The sequence below is a fragment of the Streptomyces griseoruber genome (genome assembly GCF_001514205.1).
In the GTDB taxonomy this organism is placed as follows: Bacteria; Actinomycetota; Actinomycetes; order Streptomycetales; family Streptomycetaceae; genus Streptomyces; species Streptomyces griseoruber.
The window spans coordinates 15,720-29,630 of sequence record NZ_KQ948792.1 but is presented as its reverse complement, the minus strand read 5'-3'; the positions used below and the strand labels follow the sequence as shown (position 1 = coordinate 29,630).

The following is a 13,911-nucleotide window of genomic DNA, read 5'->3' as shown; positions in this document are numbered from 1 at the left end:
GGGGGTTCGTCCCTGTCGCCGTCTCTTGCGACACCCCAAAGGTGCCGCCCTGTCTTCCCGAACCGGTCCCGGTGGGTTCCCGGCCGGTCCCGGTCGGACGGCCGGTTGCGGGAGCGGGCGGGGACATCACCGGTACGGACTCCGACGACGCTCGGCACACGACATACGAACCGTTTGTGACGTACGAGCCCGGCGCGGCGTGCCGCACGGCGCCCGCGACCGCACACAGGCCCCGGGGCCCGCCGGTTCCTCACCGGCGGCGGCCCACTGCCTTCGACCTGTCCTTCACGACGCCGTCGGCGTCCCCAGCGAGGTGAACTGACGTCATGTGCCGTATCTACGGAACATTCAATGCCCGTACCGCACACCGTGAGCTGCGCACGGTGGCGGCCCTTCTGCACCATGGTGGCCCCGACGCCCAGTCGTTCATGGCCGGCACCGAGGCCACCCATCCCGAATGGGCCCTCGGCAACAACCGGCTGTCCATCATGGACCCCGAGGGCGGCGACCAGCCGTACCACCTGGACGGGGTCACCGTCGTCTTCAACGGCGAGCTGTACAACCACGACGAACTGCGTGACCGCCTCACCCGGCACGGGTTCACCTTCACCGACCGCTGCGACGGCTCGGTCCTGCCCGCCCTCTACCACCTGTACGGCGACCGCTTCCCCGAGCACCTGGACGGCATGTACTCGGTCGCCGTCATGGACCTGCGCGACGAGCCCCGGCTGGTCATCGCCACCGACGAGTCGGGCATGAAGCCGCTCTACCACACCTGGGACTCGGCCACCGGACGCTTCCGCTTCTCCTCCGAGATCCCGGCGCTGCTCGCCTTCACCGGCGTCACCGCTCACGAGGACCCCTTCGGCCTCGACGCCTACCTCACGCTGAAGACGCCTTTCGGTGAGCGCACCATGTTCGAGGGCATCGACGTGCTGCCGCCCGCCGCGACGCTCGTCGTCACCCGCGAGCAGGGACCCCGGCTGCACGTCCGTACCGCCTCCCGGTCCCCCGAGCCGCACGACCGCACCCTCGACGAGACCGGCGCCGAGCTGCGTGCCCTGCTCACCCGCGAGGTCTCCCGGCTGCTGGTCGCCGACGCCCCGGTGGCCGCGATCACCTCCGGTGGCCTGGACTCCAGCCTGGTCACCGCCCTGGCCGCCCGCGCCCACAGCGGACTGCACAGCTTCAACATCGCCTACACCGGCGACTGGCCCTTCGACGAGCGGGTCTACGCCGCCGAGGTGGCCCGCGCCGCGGGGACCGTCCACCACCAGGTGGAGATCGACCCGGCGAGCTTCCCGGAGCTGCTGTCGGACGTCGTCTGGCACCTCGGGCAGCCCAACGCCGACCCGATCACCCTGAGCACCTTCTCCCTGTTCCGCGCGGTGCGCGACGCCGGCTTCAAGGTGGCCCTGACCGGCGACGCGGCCGACGAGCTCTTCGGCGGCTACGCCCGGATGACCCAGGCCGTCACCGCGCCGTGCGGCCCCGGCTGGGTCGACACCTACCTCGACCACCTCGCCGCCGTCCCCGCTGCGCTGCGCTCCCGCCTCTACACCGACTCCTACGCGGCGGCCCTCGCCGACCGGGGCCCCGCACTCCCGGAGGACCTCCTCGGCACGCTCCGGCACGGCGCCGGCACCCGGCTGCAGCGGGTGTGCGCGGTCGAGCAGCGCTACCGGCTGCCCGCCTACCACCTGCGCCGCGTCGACCACCTCAGCATGGCCAGCTCGGTCGAGGTGCGGCTGCCCTTCTGCCAGCCCTCGGTCGTGCGGTACGCCACCACGCTGGCCGACGAGCACCGCATCACCCGCGGCGGAGTCAAGCGCGCCCTGTACGCGGCGGCCGCCGGCCTGGTGCCCGACAGCGTCCTGAACCGGCCCAAGCAGCCGTTCACCCTGCCGATCACCGCCATGCTGCAGCCCGGCTCCGCCCTGTGGGACCTGGCCCGCGACAGCCTCGCGCCCGCCCGTCTGCGCGCCGACGGCCGACTGCGCGCCGAGGCGGTCGAGGGCCTGTTCGCCGAGCAGGCGGCCCGCCCCTGCGACCAGGTCTCCCTCGCGCTGTGGTCCCTGATGACCCACCAGATGTGGCGCGAGCAGTTCTTCGGCGCCTCCGCCGTACTGGCCCCCGCCCCGCAGGAGGCACGGTGAACGCCACGATCACCCGGTCCCGCTCGGCCCACCTGGTGCGCGCCGAGGGCGCACCGTGCCCCACCCTGGTCGTCGACGCGGGACTGCTCCCCGACGGCGACGAGGGGGTGCTGGAGGGGCTGGCCCGCACCCGTGGCGCCCTCGACACCGACACCCGGCGGACCGTGCTGAAGAACGCCGTGGTGCGCCCTTCCGGCCATCCGCTGTTCGACCTCGACTACTACTTCGTCCAGACACTGCCCGGCGCCTCGGAACGCTTCGACACCCACGGATCCTGCGGCCACTCGATACTCGCCGCCGTCGAGGCCGCCGCGCGGGACGGGATGATCCCGCCCCTGGAGCCCGGCCGCCGCGTCCGGGTCAACGTGCTCAACAACGGTGACCACGTGGTCTGCGAGGTCGACGAGACCGCACCAGGGCGCACCCGGTTCACCGCCCACTTCCTGTGCACCCCGGCCCGCCCCGTGGGCGACCTGTTGATCACCGGCGAGCCGGTGACCACCGTGCAGGTCGACGGCCGGCAGGTTCCGGTGTCGCTGGTCGACATGGGCAACCCGTACGTCTTCGTCGGCGCCGGCGACCTCGGCGTGCGGGACGTGCGGGAGCTGTTCGCCGCCGGCGACGACCTCTTCGTCCAGCTGGGCAGGGTCCGGTTGGCGGTGTGCGGGCGCATGGGGTGGGACCCCTCCGGCGCCTTCCCCAAGATCGCCGCTCTGCTGCCGGCCCCGGACGGCGAACTCGCGGTCCGCGCGGTGTCCGTGCCCTCCTGGCACCCCACCCTCGCCCTGACCGGCGCGATCTGCCTCGGCACCGCGGTGGGCATCGAGGACACCCTGCCCTGGCAGCTGGCCCGTGCCGCCGGCCACGAGTCGGGACTGGTCCGGCTGCGCACCCCCGGCGGCTCGCTGCGGGTGCGGGCCAGGCTCACCGGTCCGGCCGACACACCCCGCCTCGGCTGGGTCTCCGTCGCCGACAAGTACGTCAGCTACGGGAGCACCGTGGCGTTCCCTCCCGACTCCTTCGGTACCTCCGTCCCTTCACGCCCCGAGGACACGTCATGCCTGTCACTGCCCCTGTGAACCCGGACGCGGCGGCCCGGCCGCTGTCCGCCGACCTCACCGACGGCCTCGCCGAACTGGCCCTCTCCGCCGAGGAGGCCGACCGCACCGGCGAGCCCGATCTCGCCGCGGTGGCGGTGCTGCGCCGCACCGGGCTGCTCGGTCTCGCCGTACCCCGCCGGTTCGGCGGGGCGGGCGCCGACGCCGTGGAGCTCAACCGGCGGGTGGCCCAGGTCGCCGAGGCCAACGCCTCCGCCTCGATCATGCTGTTCCAGCACTACGCCGTCACCAGCCGCATCGTGGAACAGGGCACCGAGGCACAGCACCGCGAGCTGCTGCCGAAGCTCGCCTCCGGCGAGTGGCTGGCCGCGTCCGCGTGGAGCGAGACCGGCGCCGGCGCCAACAAGAAGAACCTCTCCACCAAGGCCCGCCGGCTGGCGGACGGCGACTGGCTGCTGGACGGCGCCAAGTCCTTCACCACCAGCGCCGGCATCGCCGACCTGTACCTCGTCCTCGCCCAGACCGGCGACCCCGAGGACCGCGCCACCGCCGACACCGGGTACGGAGCGGCGGGCCAGACCTTCTACCTCGTCCGCTCCGGCAACCCGGGCATCCGGCCGGACACCTCGCTGCGGCTGACCGGAATGCGCGGCTCGGCCACCGGGTTCGTCTCGCTGCACGACTGCCGGGTGCCGGACACCGACCGGCTCGGCCCGGTCGGCGCCGCCGCCTCGATCATCGCGCGGGTCCGGGAGAGCGGTGCCACGCTCGGCGCGGTCGCGGTCGGCCTGGCCCAGGCGGCCCTGGACGCCGCCGGTGACCAGGCCGCCCGCCGCGGGCTGCTGGCCCAGCAGTCGGTACGGCACCGGCTGGTCGACCTCGCCACCCGGGTGGAGGCGGCCCGCGCCGTGGTGGAGCGCGCCGGGCGCCGGGACGCGCCCGACCCGGGCATCGCGACGCTCCACTCCAAGCTCTTCGCCTCGGTCTGCGCCGAGGAGGTGTGCGCGGAGGCCGCACGGATGCTGGGCTCCGCCGGCTTCGTCGAGACCCACCCCGTCAACCGTCACGGCCGCGACGCCCGGGCCGTGGCCCTGATGGGACCGACCAACGATCTCTGCAGGGAACTGGTGAGCATGTCATGGAACAGCTGATCGTCGAGGGCGGCCGCCTGGTCACCCCTGAAGGTGTGCGTGAGGGCACGGTCGTGGTCCGCGACGGCAGGGTGGCCGCCCTGCTCGGCCCGGACGCCCCGCTCCCCGAAGGACGGCGTCTGGACGCCGCCGGCCGGTACGTCCTGCCGGGCCTGATCGACTCCCATGTGCATTTCCGTACACCCGGTCTGGAGTACAAGGAGGACTGGGAACACGGAAGCGCCGCGGCGCTGGCGGGGGGCGTCACGACGGTGATGGACATGCCGAACACACGGCCGCCCGGCCTGGACGAGGACGCCATGCGGGCCAAGGCGGAGCTGGTGGCGGGTCACGCGGGGGTGGACCACCGCTTCCACATCGGTGCGGACCCGGCCAACACCGAACTGCTGGCCACCCTGGACCCGGAGGTGGCCACGTCCGCGAAGGTGTTCATGGCGGGCCACCACACGGCTCCGGTCGTCTTCCGGGACCGCGCGCAGCTGGACGCCGTCTTCGCGGACGCCGCCCGCGGCGGCGTGCGGCTGGTCCTGCACGCCGAGGACCAGCACGTCTTCGACCTGCTCGACTCCTGGCGCGGCGACCCGCACTCCTACGGCGAGTACGAGCCGCACCGTCCCCGCTCGGGCGCCATCGTGGCGGTGGCCCATGTCGTGGAGCTGGTCCGCCGTCACGGCACGGCCGCACACGTGCTGCACACCTCGTCGGCGGAGGAGATCGACCTGCTGGTGGCCGCCGCCCGCGAGGGGCTGCCCGTCAGCTTCGAAGTCACGGGCCACCACCTCTCCTTCACCCATGCCGACACCTGCCGCCGGGGTCCGCGCACCCGGCTCTCGCCCGCGATCCGGGGCGAGGCCGACCGGGAGCGCCTGTGGCGGGCCGTCCTCAGCGGCGAGGCGGCCACCGCCGGAAGCGACCACGCCCCGCACACGGTCGAGGAGAAGAACCGGCCGCCGGTCGACGCCCCGCCCGGACTGCCCGGTGTGCAGGAGCTCGCGGTGTCGATCTGGACCGGGATGCGCGCCCGCGACGTGCCCGCGGACGAGGCGGTCCGTCATCTCGCGCGGCTGATGGGCAGCGGCCCGGCGGACCTCTTCGAGCTGCCCGGCAAGGGCCGCCTGGAGCCCGGTGCCGACGCCGACCTGGTGGTCTTCGACCCGGCCGAGCGGTGGCAGATGTCCGCCGCCGATGTCCGGTCCAAGTGCGGCTGGTCCGCGTACGAGGGCTGGACCTTCACCGGCCGGGTGGTCACGACGGTACGGGCGGGCAGGGTCGCCTGGGACGTCCGGACCGGTCTGCACACCCCCGCGGACGGCCGCTGGCTGCCGACCGCCCGACGCCTGGAGGCGCTTCGATGAGCACGCGTCTGCTGACACCGCCCCCGGTCGTCCGGGAGTCCGTCGACCCGGCGGACTTCCGCGCCGCGATGGCCGCGCTGGCGGCTCCGGTGACCGTGGTGACCTGCTACGACGACCTGGGCGTTCCGCGCGGGATGACGGTCAGCGCGGCCTCGTCGCTGTCCCTGGACCCGCCGCTGTTCCTGGTGTGCCTGGACCGCCGCGCCGGCTCGCACGACGCCCTGGTGTCCGCGCCGTTCTTCTGTGTGCACGTCCTGGGCCCCGGTGACGAGGACCTGGCGATGCGGTTCGCGGGCCCGGCGGACCGCCGGTTCACCCACGCGCCCCTGCTGCCCGGCCCGGATCCGGCGCCGGAGCTGGCGGCCGGAGTGCGCCTGACCTGTGCGCGGTACGCGGTCCGTGACGGCGGCGACCACTCGATCCTGATCGGCAGGGTCACCGAGGTCGACGCCCCCGACGGCGCCCGTGGCGGCCTCGTGTGGCACCAGAGGGCGTTCGCCTCCTGATTCCGCCCGGTGCCGATACGCCGAATGCCCCGATGACGATCATCGGGGCATTCGGCGTTCCCGGGGTGGATCAGCCGGCCAACCGCCGGATGTCGTGCGCGCGTTCACGGGCTTCCTCCGGCGAGTCGGCGTCCAGGACCGCATGACCGCGCCGCCCGCGCTCGCACGCGACGGCGTGCCGCACGTACGGCAGTGCGCGCACCTCTTCCCGCCAGGTGTCCGGCAGCGTGACGGAGGCCGCGAACCGCAGCGCGCGCACCGGCGCGACATCCCGTCCGGCGAGCACCTCGAAGGTGTCGGCGACAAGGTCCCGTTCGGCGGCCGTCCGCACCAGCCACGGGATGGGTTCCTCCGCCACGACGGCCCGGCAACCGATGGTCGCCGGGCCGCGCGGGGTGAGGAGGACGAGGGTGTGCGCGGGCCCGTACTGGTAGCCGGCCAGGTCCAGCAGCGAGGTGACGACCGACCGCAGGGTGGCGGCGGTGTCCCCGGCCAGGGGCGCGGGATGCAGCAGGCCGTACGGTGTCTCGACGGTGATGCCGACCGTGTGGTGCATGCCGTGCACGCTGAGCGTGTCGACCCGGTACCGGTGTCCGGCCGGGTCCTCGACGGCCCCCGGCGGACACAGCCCGTTGTCGCGCACCAGTCGCTGCACGGCGTCCGGATCGGCCAACTGACGTACCGCCACCGGCGGGTTGACGTGCAGGCCGACCGCGGCCGCGGTGTCGAGGGCGGTCTTGAGAGCGGCCTCGTCACCGAAGTCGGCGATGAGCAACCGCTCGGAGAGGGCGCCGAGTTCCTCGGGCGGACGTCTGCGGACGTCACACAGGGACCAGACCTGGAACCCGGCCGACACGGCCGCCCGCACGAGCGGGACGGACGGGCCGACGAGCAGGATCCGGCGGGGACGGGAAGGATCGCTCATGACGGCTCAGGCTTTCGGGGGAGGGGGTTCGACGGAAGGCGGGTGGCCGGAGCTCGAGGGAGGAGAGGAGCCTCGGCAACGAGTTCACGGCCGGGCCCGGACGGCTGCTTCGCCGTCCGGGCCCGGCCGTGAACCGGTACCACCGATCGTGTCCCGGAGGGGACGGTCAGGGCAATCCGGAGGCCGACTGCGGCTCCGGTCGCCCAGGGCGCGACGCATGGGCTTTTGCGGTGGTACGGGAGGTGGTGTCGAGAGCAGGTGGATCGTCAGGCGGCGACGGAGGGGGCGTCCTGACGGGCGGCGGCCAGGGCAGCACGCACCAGCCCCTCCAGCGCGGCGAGCGTGTCGGGGTCCTCGAACACCCCTTCCGGGGTGAGCAGTTCGCCGGCGTTGGCCACCGCCACCGGCGGGTGCTCCACGACCAGCGCGCCGGCGTGACCCAGGACCTCCACCAGTCCCGGCTGCGCGTCCACGGCCCCGCGCGGACCGGGCGAGGCACTGGTGACGGCCACGGTCCGGCCGTCCAGGCAGCTCTCGCCGTACGGCCGCGACAGCCAGTCCAGCGCGTTCTTGAGGACGCCCGGGGCGGCGCCGTTGTACGACGGGGTGCAGATCACCAGCGCGTCCGCGGCGGCGACGCGGTTGCGCATCCGCAGCACGGCCTCGGAACCGTTGGCCGCGTCCATGTCCTCCTCGTAGAAAGGCAGTTCGGCCGGGCGTACGACGGTGGTCCGCACCCCGTCGAAACGCTCGGCGACAAGACGGCGCAGCGTGGCGACGACCGCGGAGTTGTACGAGCCGTCGCGAATGCTGCCGGACATGAGCACGATCTCGGTCATGGCACTGACCTCTCCTTCACCTGAGTGTTTCCGCGCCAGGCTAGGAGCGCCCGTTCCCGATCCGTTCCCGGTCGCGTCCCCCGGCGGGACGCCGTGCCGACCGCGCGGTCGGGAACCGATCGGGACGGACACGGGACCAGGTCCGCGGATCCTCGTCGTCGACCCCGACGAGAGGAGGACCAGGTGCACCCCCTGGTCGATGTACGCAACGAGGTGTGCGAGGCGCTGCACGAGGGGCTGCCGGTGGTCGCTCTCGAGTCCGCGGTCATCGCGCACGGCCTTCCCTACCCGGGCAATGTCGAGACCGCCCTCGCCATCGAGAAGGCGGTGCGGGAGGCGGGCGCCGTTCCCGCCACCATCGGGATCGCCGGCGGCCGCTTCTCGGTCGGCATGGACCGCGACGAGATCGAGCGCTTCGCGACGGAGCGCCGGGTCGCGAAGGTGAGCAGCCGGGACATCGGCCCCGTGATGGCCGGCGGCGGTTACGGCGCGACCACCGTCGCCTCCGCCCTGGTCGCCGCCGATCTCGCGGGAATCCCCGTCTTCTCCACCGCGGGAATCGGCGGGGTGCACCGCGACGCCACCCAGACCTTCGACATCTCCGCGGACCTGGTCCAGTTCACCCGCAGCAAGGTCGCGGTCGTCTGCGCCGGGGCGAAGAGCATCCTGTGCCTGAAGCTGACCCTGGAGTACCTGGAGACGCTGGGCGTCCCCGTCATCGGCTACCGCTGCGACGACTTCCCGGCCTTCTACTGCCGTTCGAGCGGCCTGCGCAACCCGCAGCGCCTGGACGACATGGCCGCCGTCGCGCACGCCCTGGAAGCGCACTGGAGCCTCGGGCTGCCGGGCGGAGCCCTCGTCACCACACCGATCGACGAGGAGCACGCGCTCGACCCCGACGAGATCGAGAGGGTGCTGACGCAGGCGCTCCAGGACGCCGAGCGTGAGGGCGTCAGCGGGCCGAGGATCACCCCCTACCTGATGAAGGCGCTCTCCCTGGCCACCGGGGGCCGTACCGCCGAGGCCAACCGCGCGGTGCTGATCAGCACCGCGCGACGGGCCGGCGAACTCGCCGTCGCGCTCGCCGAGGCGCGCCGCGCCGGTGGCCCCGGAACGGTGCCGGGTCTGCCGCGGGGCGCGGCACGCCGCGAGACCGTGGTGGTGAACCGGTGAACGGGCCCCTGCGGGCCGTCGTGTTCGACCTCGACGGCACCCTCGCCGACACCCCGGCCGCCATCCGCCGGCTGCTCGTCCGGGTCTGCGCCGAACACGATCGCGCCGTCGCACCCGAGGAGGCCGCGTCCACCGTGGGCATCCCGCTGGAGGAGGCGTTCGGCCGGCTGCTCGGCACGGCACCGGACGCCGCGCGGACCGGCCGCGCGGTGGCGAGGTACCGGGAGCTGTTCGACGCGGAGGTGCTCGGCATGGGGACGCGGCTGCTCCACCCCGATGTCCCCGAGGGCCTGGCCCGGCTGCGGGACGCCGGCATCGCGCTGGCCGTCGCCACCGCCAAGGTGTCCCGCAGCGCCCGCGCGCTGCTGCACGCCCTGCGCATCGACGCGTACTTCCCCGTGGTCATCGGCCACGACATGGTGAGCCGCGGCAAGCCGCACCCCGAGTCGGGCCTGGCCGCTGCGCGCGCCCTCGGCGTCCCGCCGGACGGCTGCGCGTACGTCGGCGACACCGTGGGCGACATGCGGATGGCCGTGGCGGCCGGCATGCGCCCGGTGGCCGTCGGCTACGGCGTCGGTGGCCGCGACGCGCTGGCGGCCGTCCCGGGGACCACGGTGTGCGACACGTTCCCCGACGTGGTGGCGCACCTGCTGGCGGCCGGGCCGGAGTGTCCCCTGCCCGGGGACGGCACACGGCGGACGCCCGCCGCTCTCCTGCCGGGCGGTGGCCGGTGAACTCCTCCGTCAGGGACGCCGCGCCGGCCGCGCTCGCGCCGGTGGTCTGGGGGAGCACCTACCTGGTCACCACCGAATTCCTCCCCGCGGACCGTCCGTTGCTCGCCGCCACGGTCCGCGCGCTGCCGTCCGGGCTGCTGCTGGTCCTCGCGACCCGCCGCCTGCCCCGGGGGATCTGGGTCTGGCGGTCCGCCGTGCTGGGCGTGTGCAACATCGGCGCGTTCTTCGCCCTGCTCTTCGTGGCGGCGTACCGGCTCCCCGGCGGCATCGCCGCGCTGATCGGCTCGCTCCAGCCGCTGGTCGTCCTGGGGCTCGCCGCCGTGCTGCTGCGCGAGCGGGCCCAGGGCCGGCACCTGGTGGCCTGCCTGCTCGGCACGTCGGGAGTGGGGCTGCTGGTGTCGGCGTCCGCCGCGACCCTCGACCCGCTGGGGGTCGCCGCCGCGCTGGGCGGGGCGTGCTGCATGGGCCTGGGCATCGTCCTCACCAAACGCTGGGGCCGCCCGGCGGGGGTCGGTCTGCTGGCCTTCACCGGCTGGCAGCTCAGCATCGGCGGGCTGTTCCTGCTGCCGCTCACCCTGCAGTTCGAGGGGCTGCCCGGCCGGATCACGACCACGAACCTCGCGGGGTACGGCTACCTCTGCCTGGTCGGCGCCGTCCTCGCCTACGCCCTGTGGTTCCGCGGCGTGGAACGGCTGCCGGCCGTGGCGGTGTCCTTCCTGGGCCTGTTCAGCCCGGTCGTCGCCGCCCTGCTGGGCTTGATCGTGCTCGGACAGCGCATGACCCCGCTCCAAGTGGTCGGAGCGGCCGCCGTGCTGGCCGGGATCGTCCTCGCCCAGCTGCCCTCATCCTCCACCGCACGATTCCAGCGAAAGGCAAAGCATGAGCACCAGGACAGCCCGGGGCTGTGTCATCAAGGCGGGCGAGATGGAGTTCCGTCCGCTTGACGGATGCCGGGTCGCCACGGCGGTCGGCCCGCACCTCGGCGCGCGGATCGTCCGGCTCGACGTGGTCGAGGTTCCCGCCGGATCGGTGTGGCGGCCCTCGTCCTCGCCGCGCGAGGAGAACGTGGTGGTCGTCTTCGGGGGTTCCGGCTCCGCCGCCTCCGGCACCGCCCGTCGGCCCGTCGGCCGCGCCGACACGGTGTACGCGCCGACCGGCGACCCGTACGAGCTGAGCGCCGACGCGGGAGACGACCTCACGGCGTACGTGTGGAACACCGAGTTGCGCCCGGAACGCGCTCCCGGCACCGATCCCCGCCGGTTCTCGCGCCTGTGGAACGAGGAGACCCAGCTGAAGGGCTTCACCGGCACCGGGCAGGCCGAGACCTCGGCCAGGACCGCCACCATGAACTTCCTGTTCTGGCCGGGCACCGGTTCGCCCCAACTGTGTCTGCACTGCGGTTTCATGCAGCCCGGTGAGTACTTCAACGTCCACGTCCACCCCGAGAGCGAGGAGGCCTTCATCGCCTTCGAGGGCAAGGGCCAGCTCCACCTGGACGGCGAGTGGTACGACGCCGCACCCGGCGACGTGCTGTTCGCCCCGCCCGGTGTGCCGCACGGAACCCGCCACCCGGACGAGGACCCCACCGCGCCCCGGTTCGCCACCTGCGGTGGTCCCACCCCGTTCGACCCCGTGCTCTACCAGCGCGCCGGTGTCCCGACCGACGTCCGGTGATCCACGGACCCGCCCGCAGAGGAGACCACTCGTGATCACCGTCGTCGTGTACTCCGACATCGGCTGCCCCTGGGCCTCGCTCGGACTGTTCAACCTGCGGCGGGCAGCCGCCGCGGAAGGGGTCCGGCTCGCCGTCGACCACCGGGCGTTCCCGCTGGAACTCTTCAACGCCCGCCCCACGCCCAAGTGGATCCTCGACCCCGAGATCTCCGCCGTGGCCGAGTGCGAACCCGCTCTCGGCTGGACGGACTGGCAGGGACCGGAGTCCGGATACCCGGTCACCATGCTGCCGGCCATGGAGGCGGTCCAGGCGGTGAAGGGCCGGCCCGGCCCGCGCGAGGCGGGCCTGGCCGCCTCCGACCAGCTCGACGCGGCCCTGCGCCATGCCTTCTACGCCGAGTCGCGGTGTATCAGCGTCCACTCCGAGATACTCGCGATCGCCGACGACTGCCCGCTGGTCGACACCGGCCACCTCGACACGGCACTGCGCCGCGGAACGTTCCGCGGTGTCCTGTTCGACCAGTGGGAGGAGGCGAAGAGCCCCGAGGTGACGGGCAGCCCGCACTTCTTCCTGCCCGACGGCACCGGCCTGCACAACCCGGGCATCGCCTTCAGCTGGCCCAAGGGCACTCGGCGACCGCTGATCACGGACTACAGCCCCGCCTTCTGGACCTCCCTGGTCCGCACCCTGACCCCGCCGACGGGGGCGTGTGAGCGTCAACGCCCGTCGGCGAACCGCGGCTCACGACGACATCCGTCCGTCGAGCATGCTTGACTCGCCGTTCACCCAGGGGCTGCGATAGTCCGGCCCAGGTGTGGGTGAACGGGACGAACCGGATGGCGTCGGGCGGCGCGTAGCGACTGCGCGCCGAACGAGGGCTGACCCAGCGTCAGTTGGCGGAGCCGATGTACACGCCCGCCCAGGTCTCCAGCTGCGGCTGCGCCTCACCGAGGCCCGGCGGGCCCTGGCCACCGGCGAGGCGCAAGGCCGCGGTCGTGTACGCCGTCCTGCTCACCGAGCCGAGGATGCGTCCGCGCACCCGGCACCTGGTCCAGGGCACACAGAGGGTACGGAGCCCGGAATGGTCTAGATGACAAGTCAACCCCCAGGTCTCTGACCTGGGGGTTTCTCATGGAGCGGGTGACGAGGATCGAACTCGCGCTCTCAGCTCGGGAAGCCACGGCGCTTGGGGAGGCGGATAGCCTCTGAACCGGGCCTACGTGCTCCGGTGTGGCGCCCGGGAGCGCATGATCGCACCGCAGTTGACCGTGGTTCACCGGTCTTGTGGGCACGCTATGGGCACGGCGCTCGGCGACGGGTGGGTGCCGCGTGAAGTGGCCCAGCTTTTGCATGGGGCCGTCCGTGCCCGGGCCGAGAGGCGGAGCTTGCTGGTGAAGCCGCCCCGGGAGCGTCCGAGGCCCTCGTCGGGGCGGTGCTGCCGGAGCGTGCGTCCTTTCCCGGCACCCTCGCGGCCGTCTCGCGTGCCCCGGCCGCCCGAACGGACCCACCGATGCGGCGGGGTTCGGATCGGCGCTTGAGCTTGCGTCGGGAAACCGATCGGTTTACTCTTCTGGAAACCGATCGGTTTTACGTTCTCCAGGGAGAGTCATGACTGTTTTGAAGGGCGCGAACGTCTTCGTCACCGGCGGCAGCCGCGGCATAGGCAAGGCCTTCGTGGAAGAGCTGTATGCGCGCGGTGCCGGCAAGGTCTACGCCACGGCCCGCGATCCGCGCAGCGTGACGCACCCGGACGCGGTCCCGGTGGCGCTGGAGGTCACCGACCCGGCTTCCGTGGCGGCCGCTGCCGCGCGGGCGCAGGACGTCACCGTGCTGATCAACAACGCCGGTGCCTCGGTCGGCGCGTCCTTCCTCGACTCCCCGATCGACGACATACGCCGGGAGTTCGAGGCGAACTTCTACGGCCCGCTGCTGGTCGCCCGGGCCTTGGTGCCGGTCATCGAGCGCAATGGTGGCGGCCACGTCCTGAACGTGCACTCCGTGCTGTCCTGGCTGGCCCTCGGCGGCTCCTACAGCGCCTCCAAGGCCGCCCTGTGGTCGCAGACCAACTCCCTGCGCCTGGAGCTTCAGCCGCGCGGCATCGCTGTCACCGGACTGCACGTCGGCTACGTCGACACGGACCTCGCGGCCGGCGTCGAGGCGCCCAAGTCCGACCCCCGTGACGTCGCCTCCCTCGCCCTCGACGGCGTCGAGACCGGCGCGTACGAGGTGCTCGCCGACGACATCTCCCGGCAGGTCAAGGCGGGCCTGGCCGGCGACCTGGCAGGGCTGTACCCCCAGCTCACCAAGTAGACCGGGTCCCGGCGGGGGAGATGTTTTAC

Annotated in this window: 14 protein-coding genes and 2 pseudogenes; 12 read left to right on the top strand and 4 right to left on the bottom strand. The window is 73.2% G+C overall.

The window, feature by feature from the left end; translation table 11 throughout:
• The first annotated feature begins 326 nt into the window (after positions 1-326).
• From asnB to AQJ64_RS43015, 5 genes are read left to right on the top strand one after another with little or no spacing between them, the layout of a single operon-like run.
• A complete protein-coding gene (gene asnB, locus AQJ64_RS43035) occupies positions 327-2,156 on the top strand; it encodes an asparagine synthase (glutamine-hydrolyzing) (RefSeq protein WP_055635929.1) in 1,830 nt (609 codons plus the stop codon).
• Positions 2,153-3,235, top strand: coding sequence for a PrpF domain-containing protein (locus AQJ64_RS43030; protein WP_079062299.1), 1,083 nt, complete (start codon positions 2,153-2,155; stop codon positions 3,233-3,235). The genes asnB and AQJ64_RS43030 overlap by 4 nt, the downstream gene beginning before the upstream one ends.
• Positions 3,214-4,365, top strand: coding sequence for an acyl-CoA dehydrogenase family protein (locus AQJ64_RS43025; RefSeq protein ID WP_055635930.1), 1,152 nt, complete (start codon positions 3,214-3,216; stop codon positions 4,363-4,365). The genes AQJ64_RS43030 and AQJ64_RS43025 overlap by 22 nt, the downstream gene beginning before the upstream one ends.
• The gene (locus AQJ64_RS43020; RefSeq protein ID WP_055635931.1) at positions 4,353-5,720 is read left to right on the top strand and encodes a dihydroorotase; all 1,368 of its coding nucleotides are present in this window, start codon (positions 4,353-4,355) and stop codon (positions 5,718-5,720) included. The genes AQJ64_RS43025 and AQJ64_RS43020 overlap by 13 nt, the downstream gene beginning before the upstream one ends.
• Positions 5,717-6,226, top strand: coding sequence for a flavin reductase family protein (locus AQJ64_RS43015; protein WP_055635932.1), 510 nt, complete (start codon positions 5,717-5,719; stop codon positions 6,224-6,226). The genes AQJ64_RS43020 and AQJ64_RS43015 overlap by 4 nt, the downstream gene beginning before the upstream one ends.
• A gap of 70 nt (positions 6,227-6,296) precedes the next feature.
• Here the strand turns inward: AQJ64_RS43015 and AQJ64_RS43010 are convergent, their stop codons facing one another.
• Both AQJ64_RS43010 and AQJ64_RS43005 read right to left on the bottom strand, forming a co-directional pair.
• Positions 6,297-7,151, bottom strand: coding sequence for an ATP-grasp domain-containing protein (locus AQJ64_RS43010; protein ID WP_055635933.1), 855 nt, complete (start codon positions 7,149-7,151; stop codon positions 6,297-6,299).
• Positions 7,152-7,417: 266 nt separating this feature from the next.
• Positions 7,418-7,990 (bottom strand): NADPH-dependent FMN reductase, encoded by a 573-nt coding sequence (locus AQJ64_RS43005; protein ID WP_055635036.1) that lies wholly within the window; start codon positions 7,988-7,990, stop codon positions 7,418-7,420.
• 183 nt (positions 7,991-8,173) lie between these two features.
• Between AQJ64_RS43005 and AQJ64_RS43000 the strand changes: the two genes are divergently transcribed.
• From AQJ64_RS43000 to AQJ64_RS52550, 6 genes and pseudogenes are all read left to right on the top strand, one after another.
• The gene (locus AQJ64_RS43000) at positions 8,174-9,163 is read left to right on the top strand and encodes a pseudouridine-5'-phosphate glycosidase (RefSeq protein WP_079062298.1); all 990 of its coding nucleotides are present in this window, start codon (positions 8,174-8,176) and stop codon (positions 9,161-9,163) included.
• A complete protein-coding gene (locus AQJ64_RS42995; protein ID WP_055635035.1) occupies positions 9,160-9,897 on the top strand; it encodes an HAD family hydrolase in 738 nt (245 codons plus the stop codon). Before AQJ64_RS43000 ends, AQJ64_RS42995 begins: the two co-directional genes overlap by 4 nt.
• Entirely contained in the window at positions 9,894-10,841 is a 948-nt protein-coding gene (locus AQJ64_RS42990; protein WP_063788759.1) for a DMT family transporter, read from the top strand. Before AQJ64_RS42995 ends, AQJ64_RS42990 begins: the two co-directional genes overlap by 4 nt.
• The gene (locus tag AQJ64_RS42985) at positions 10,777-11,571 is read left to right on the top strand and encodes a cupin domain-containing protein (protein WP_055635034.1); all 795 of its coding nucleotides are present in this window, start codon (positions 10,777-10,779) and stop codon (positions 11,569-11,571) included. Before AQJ64_RS42990 ends, AQJ64_RS42985 begins: the two co-directional genes overlap by 65 nt.
• 31 nt (positions 11,572-11,602) lie before the next feature.
• Positions 11,603-12,346 (top strand): DsbA family oxidoreductase, encoded by a 744-nt coding sequence (locus tag AQJ64_RS42980; protein ID WP_063788758.1) that lies wholly within the window; start codon positions 11,603-11,605, stop codon positions 12,344-12,346.
• A gap of 40 nt (positions 12,347-12,386) precedes the next feature.
• Positions 12,387-12,528 (top strand): annotated as a pseudogene (locus tag AQJ64_RS52550) (transcriptional regulator); the annotation flags it as partial.
• On the opposite strand, the gene AQJ64_RS49960 reads toward AQJ64_RS52550, so the two are convergent.
• Both AQJ64_RS49960 and AQJ64_RS51580 read right to left on the bottom strand, forming a co-directional pair.
• Positions 12,462-12,611, bottom strand: a complete 150-nt coding sequence (locus tag AQJ64_RS49960; protein WP_162252513.1) for a hypothetical protein — start codon at positions 12,609-12,611, stop codon at positions 12,462-12,464. The pseudogene AQJ64_RS52550 and the gene AQJ64_RS49960 overlap by 67 nt on opposite strands.
• A 341-nt stretch (positions 12,612-12,952) precedes the next feature.
• Positions 12,953-13,066, bottom strand: a pseudogene (locus AQJ64_RS51580) (IS5/IS1182 family transposase); the annotation flags it as partial.
• A 114-nt stretch (positions 13,067-13,180) separates the two neighbouring features.
• On the opposite strand from AQJ64_RS51580, the gene AQJ64_RS42975 reads away from it, so the two are divergent.
• Complete coding sequence (locus AQJ64_RS42975) at positions 13,181-13,882, top strand: SDR family oxidoreductase (protein WP_055635033.1); 702 nt, start codon at positions 13,181-13,183, stop codon at positions 13,880-13,882.
• Positions 13,883-13,911 lie beyond the last annotated feature (29 nt).

Excerpts from the sequence above, each read along its gene's own strand:
- asnB (WP_055635929.1), top strand. The coding sequence starts at position 327 with ATGTGCCGTATCTACGGAACATTCAATGCCCGTACCGCACACCGTGAG.
- AQJ64_RS43025 (WP_055635930.1), top strand. The coding sequence starts at position 3,214 with ATGCCTGTCACTGCCCCTGTGAACCCGGACGCGGCGGCCCGGCCGCTG.
- AQJ64_RS43020 (WP_055635931.1), top strand. The coding sequence starts at position 4,353 with ATGGAACAGCTGATCGTCGAGGGCGGCCGCCTGGTCACCCCTGAAGGT.
- AQJ64_RS43015 (WP_055635932.1), top strand. The coding sequence starts at position 5,717 with ATGAGCACGCGTCTGCTGACACCGCCCCCGGTCGTCCGGGAGTCCGTC.
- AQJ64_RS43010 (WP_055635933.1), bottom strand. The coding sequence starts at position 7,151 with ATGAGCGATCCTTCCCGTCCCCGCCGGATCCTGCTCGTCGGCCCGTCC.
- AQJ64_RS43005 (WP_055635036.1), bottom strand. The coding sequence starts at position 7,990 with ATGACCGAGATCGTGCTCATGTCCGGCAGCATTCGCGACGGCTCGTAC.
- AQJ64_RS42985 (WP_055635034.1), top strand. The coding sequence starts at position 10,777 with ATGAGCACCAGGACAGCCCGGGGCTGTGTCATCAAGGCGGGCGAGATG.
- AQJ64_RS42975 (WP_055635033.1), top strand. The coding sequence starts at position 13,181 with ATGACTGTTTTGAAGGGCGCGAACGTCTTCGTCACCGGCGGCAGCCGC.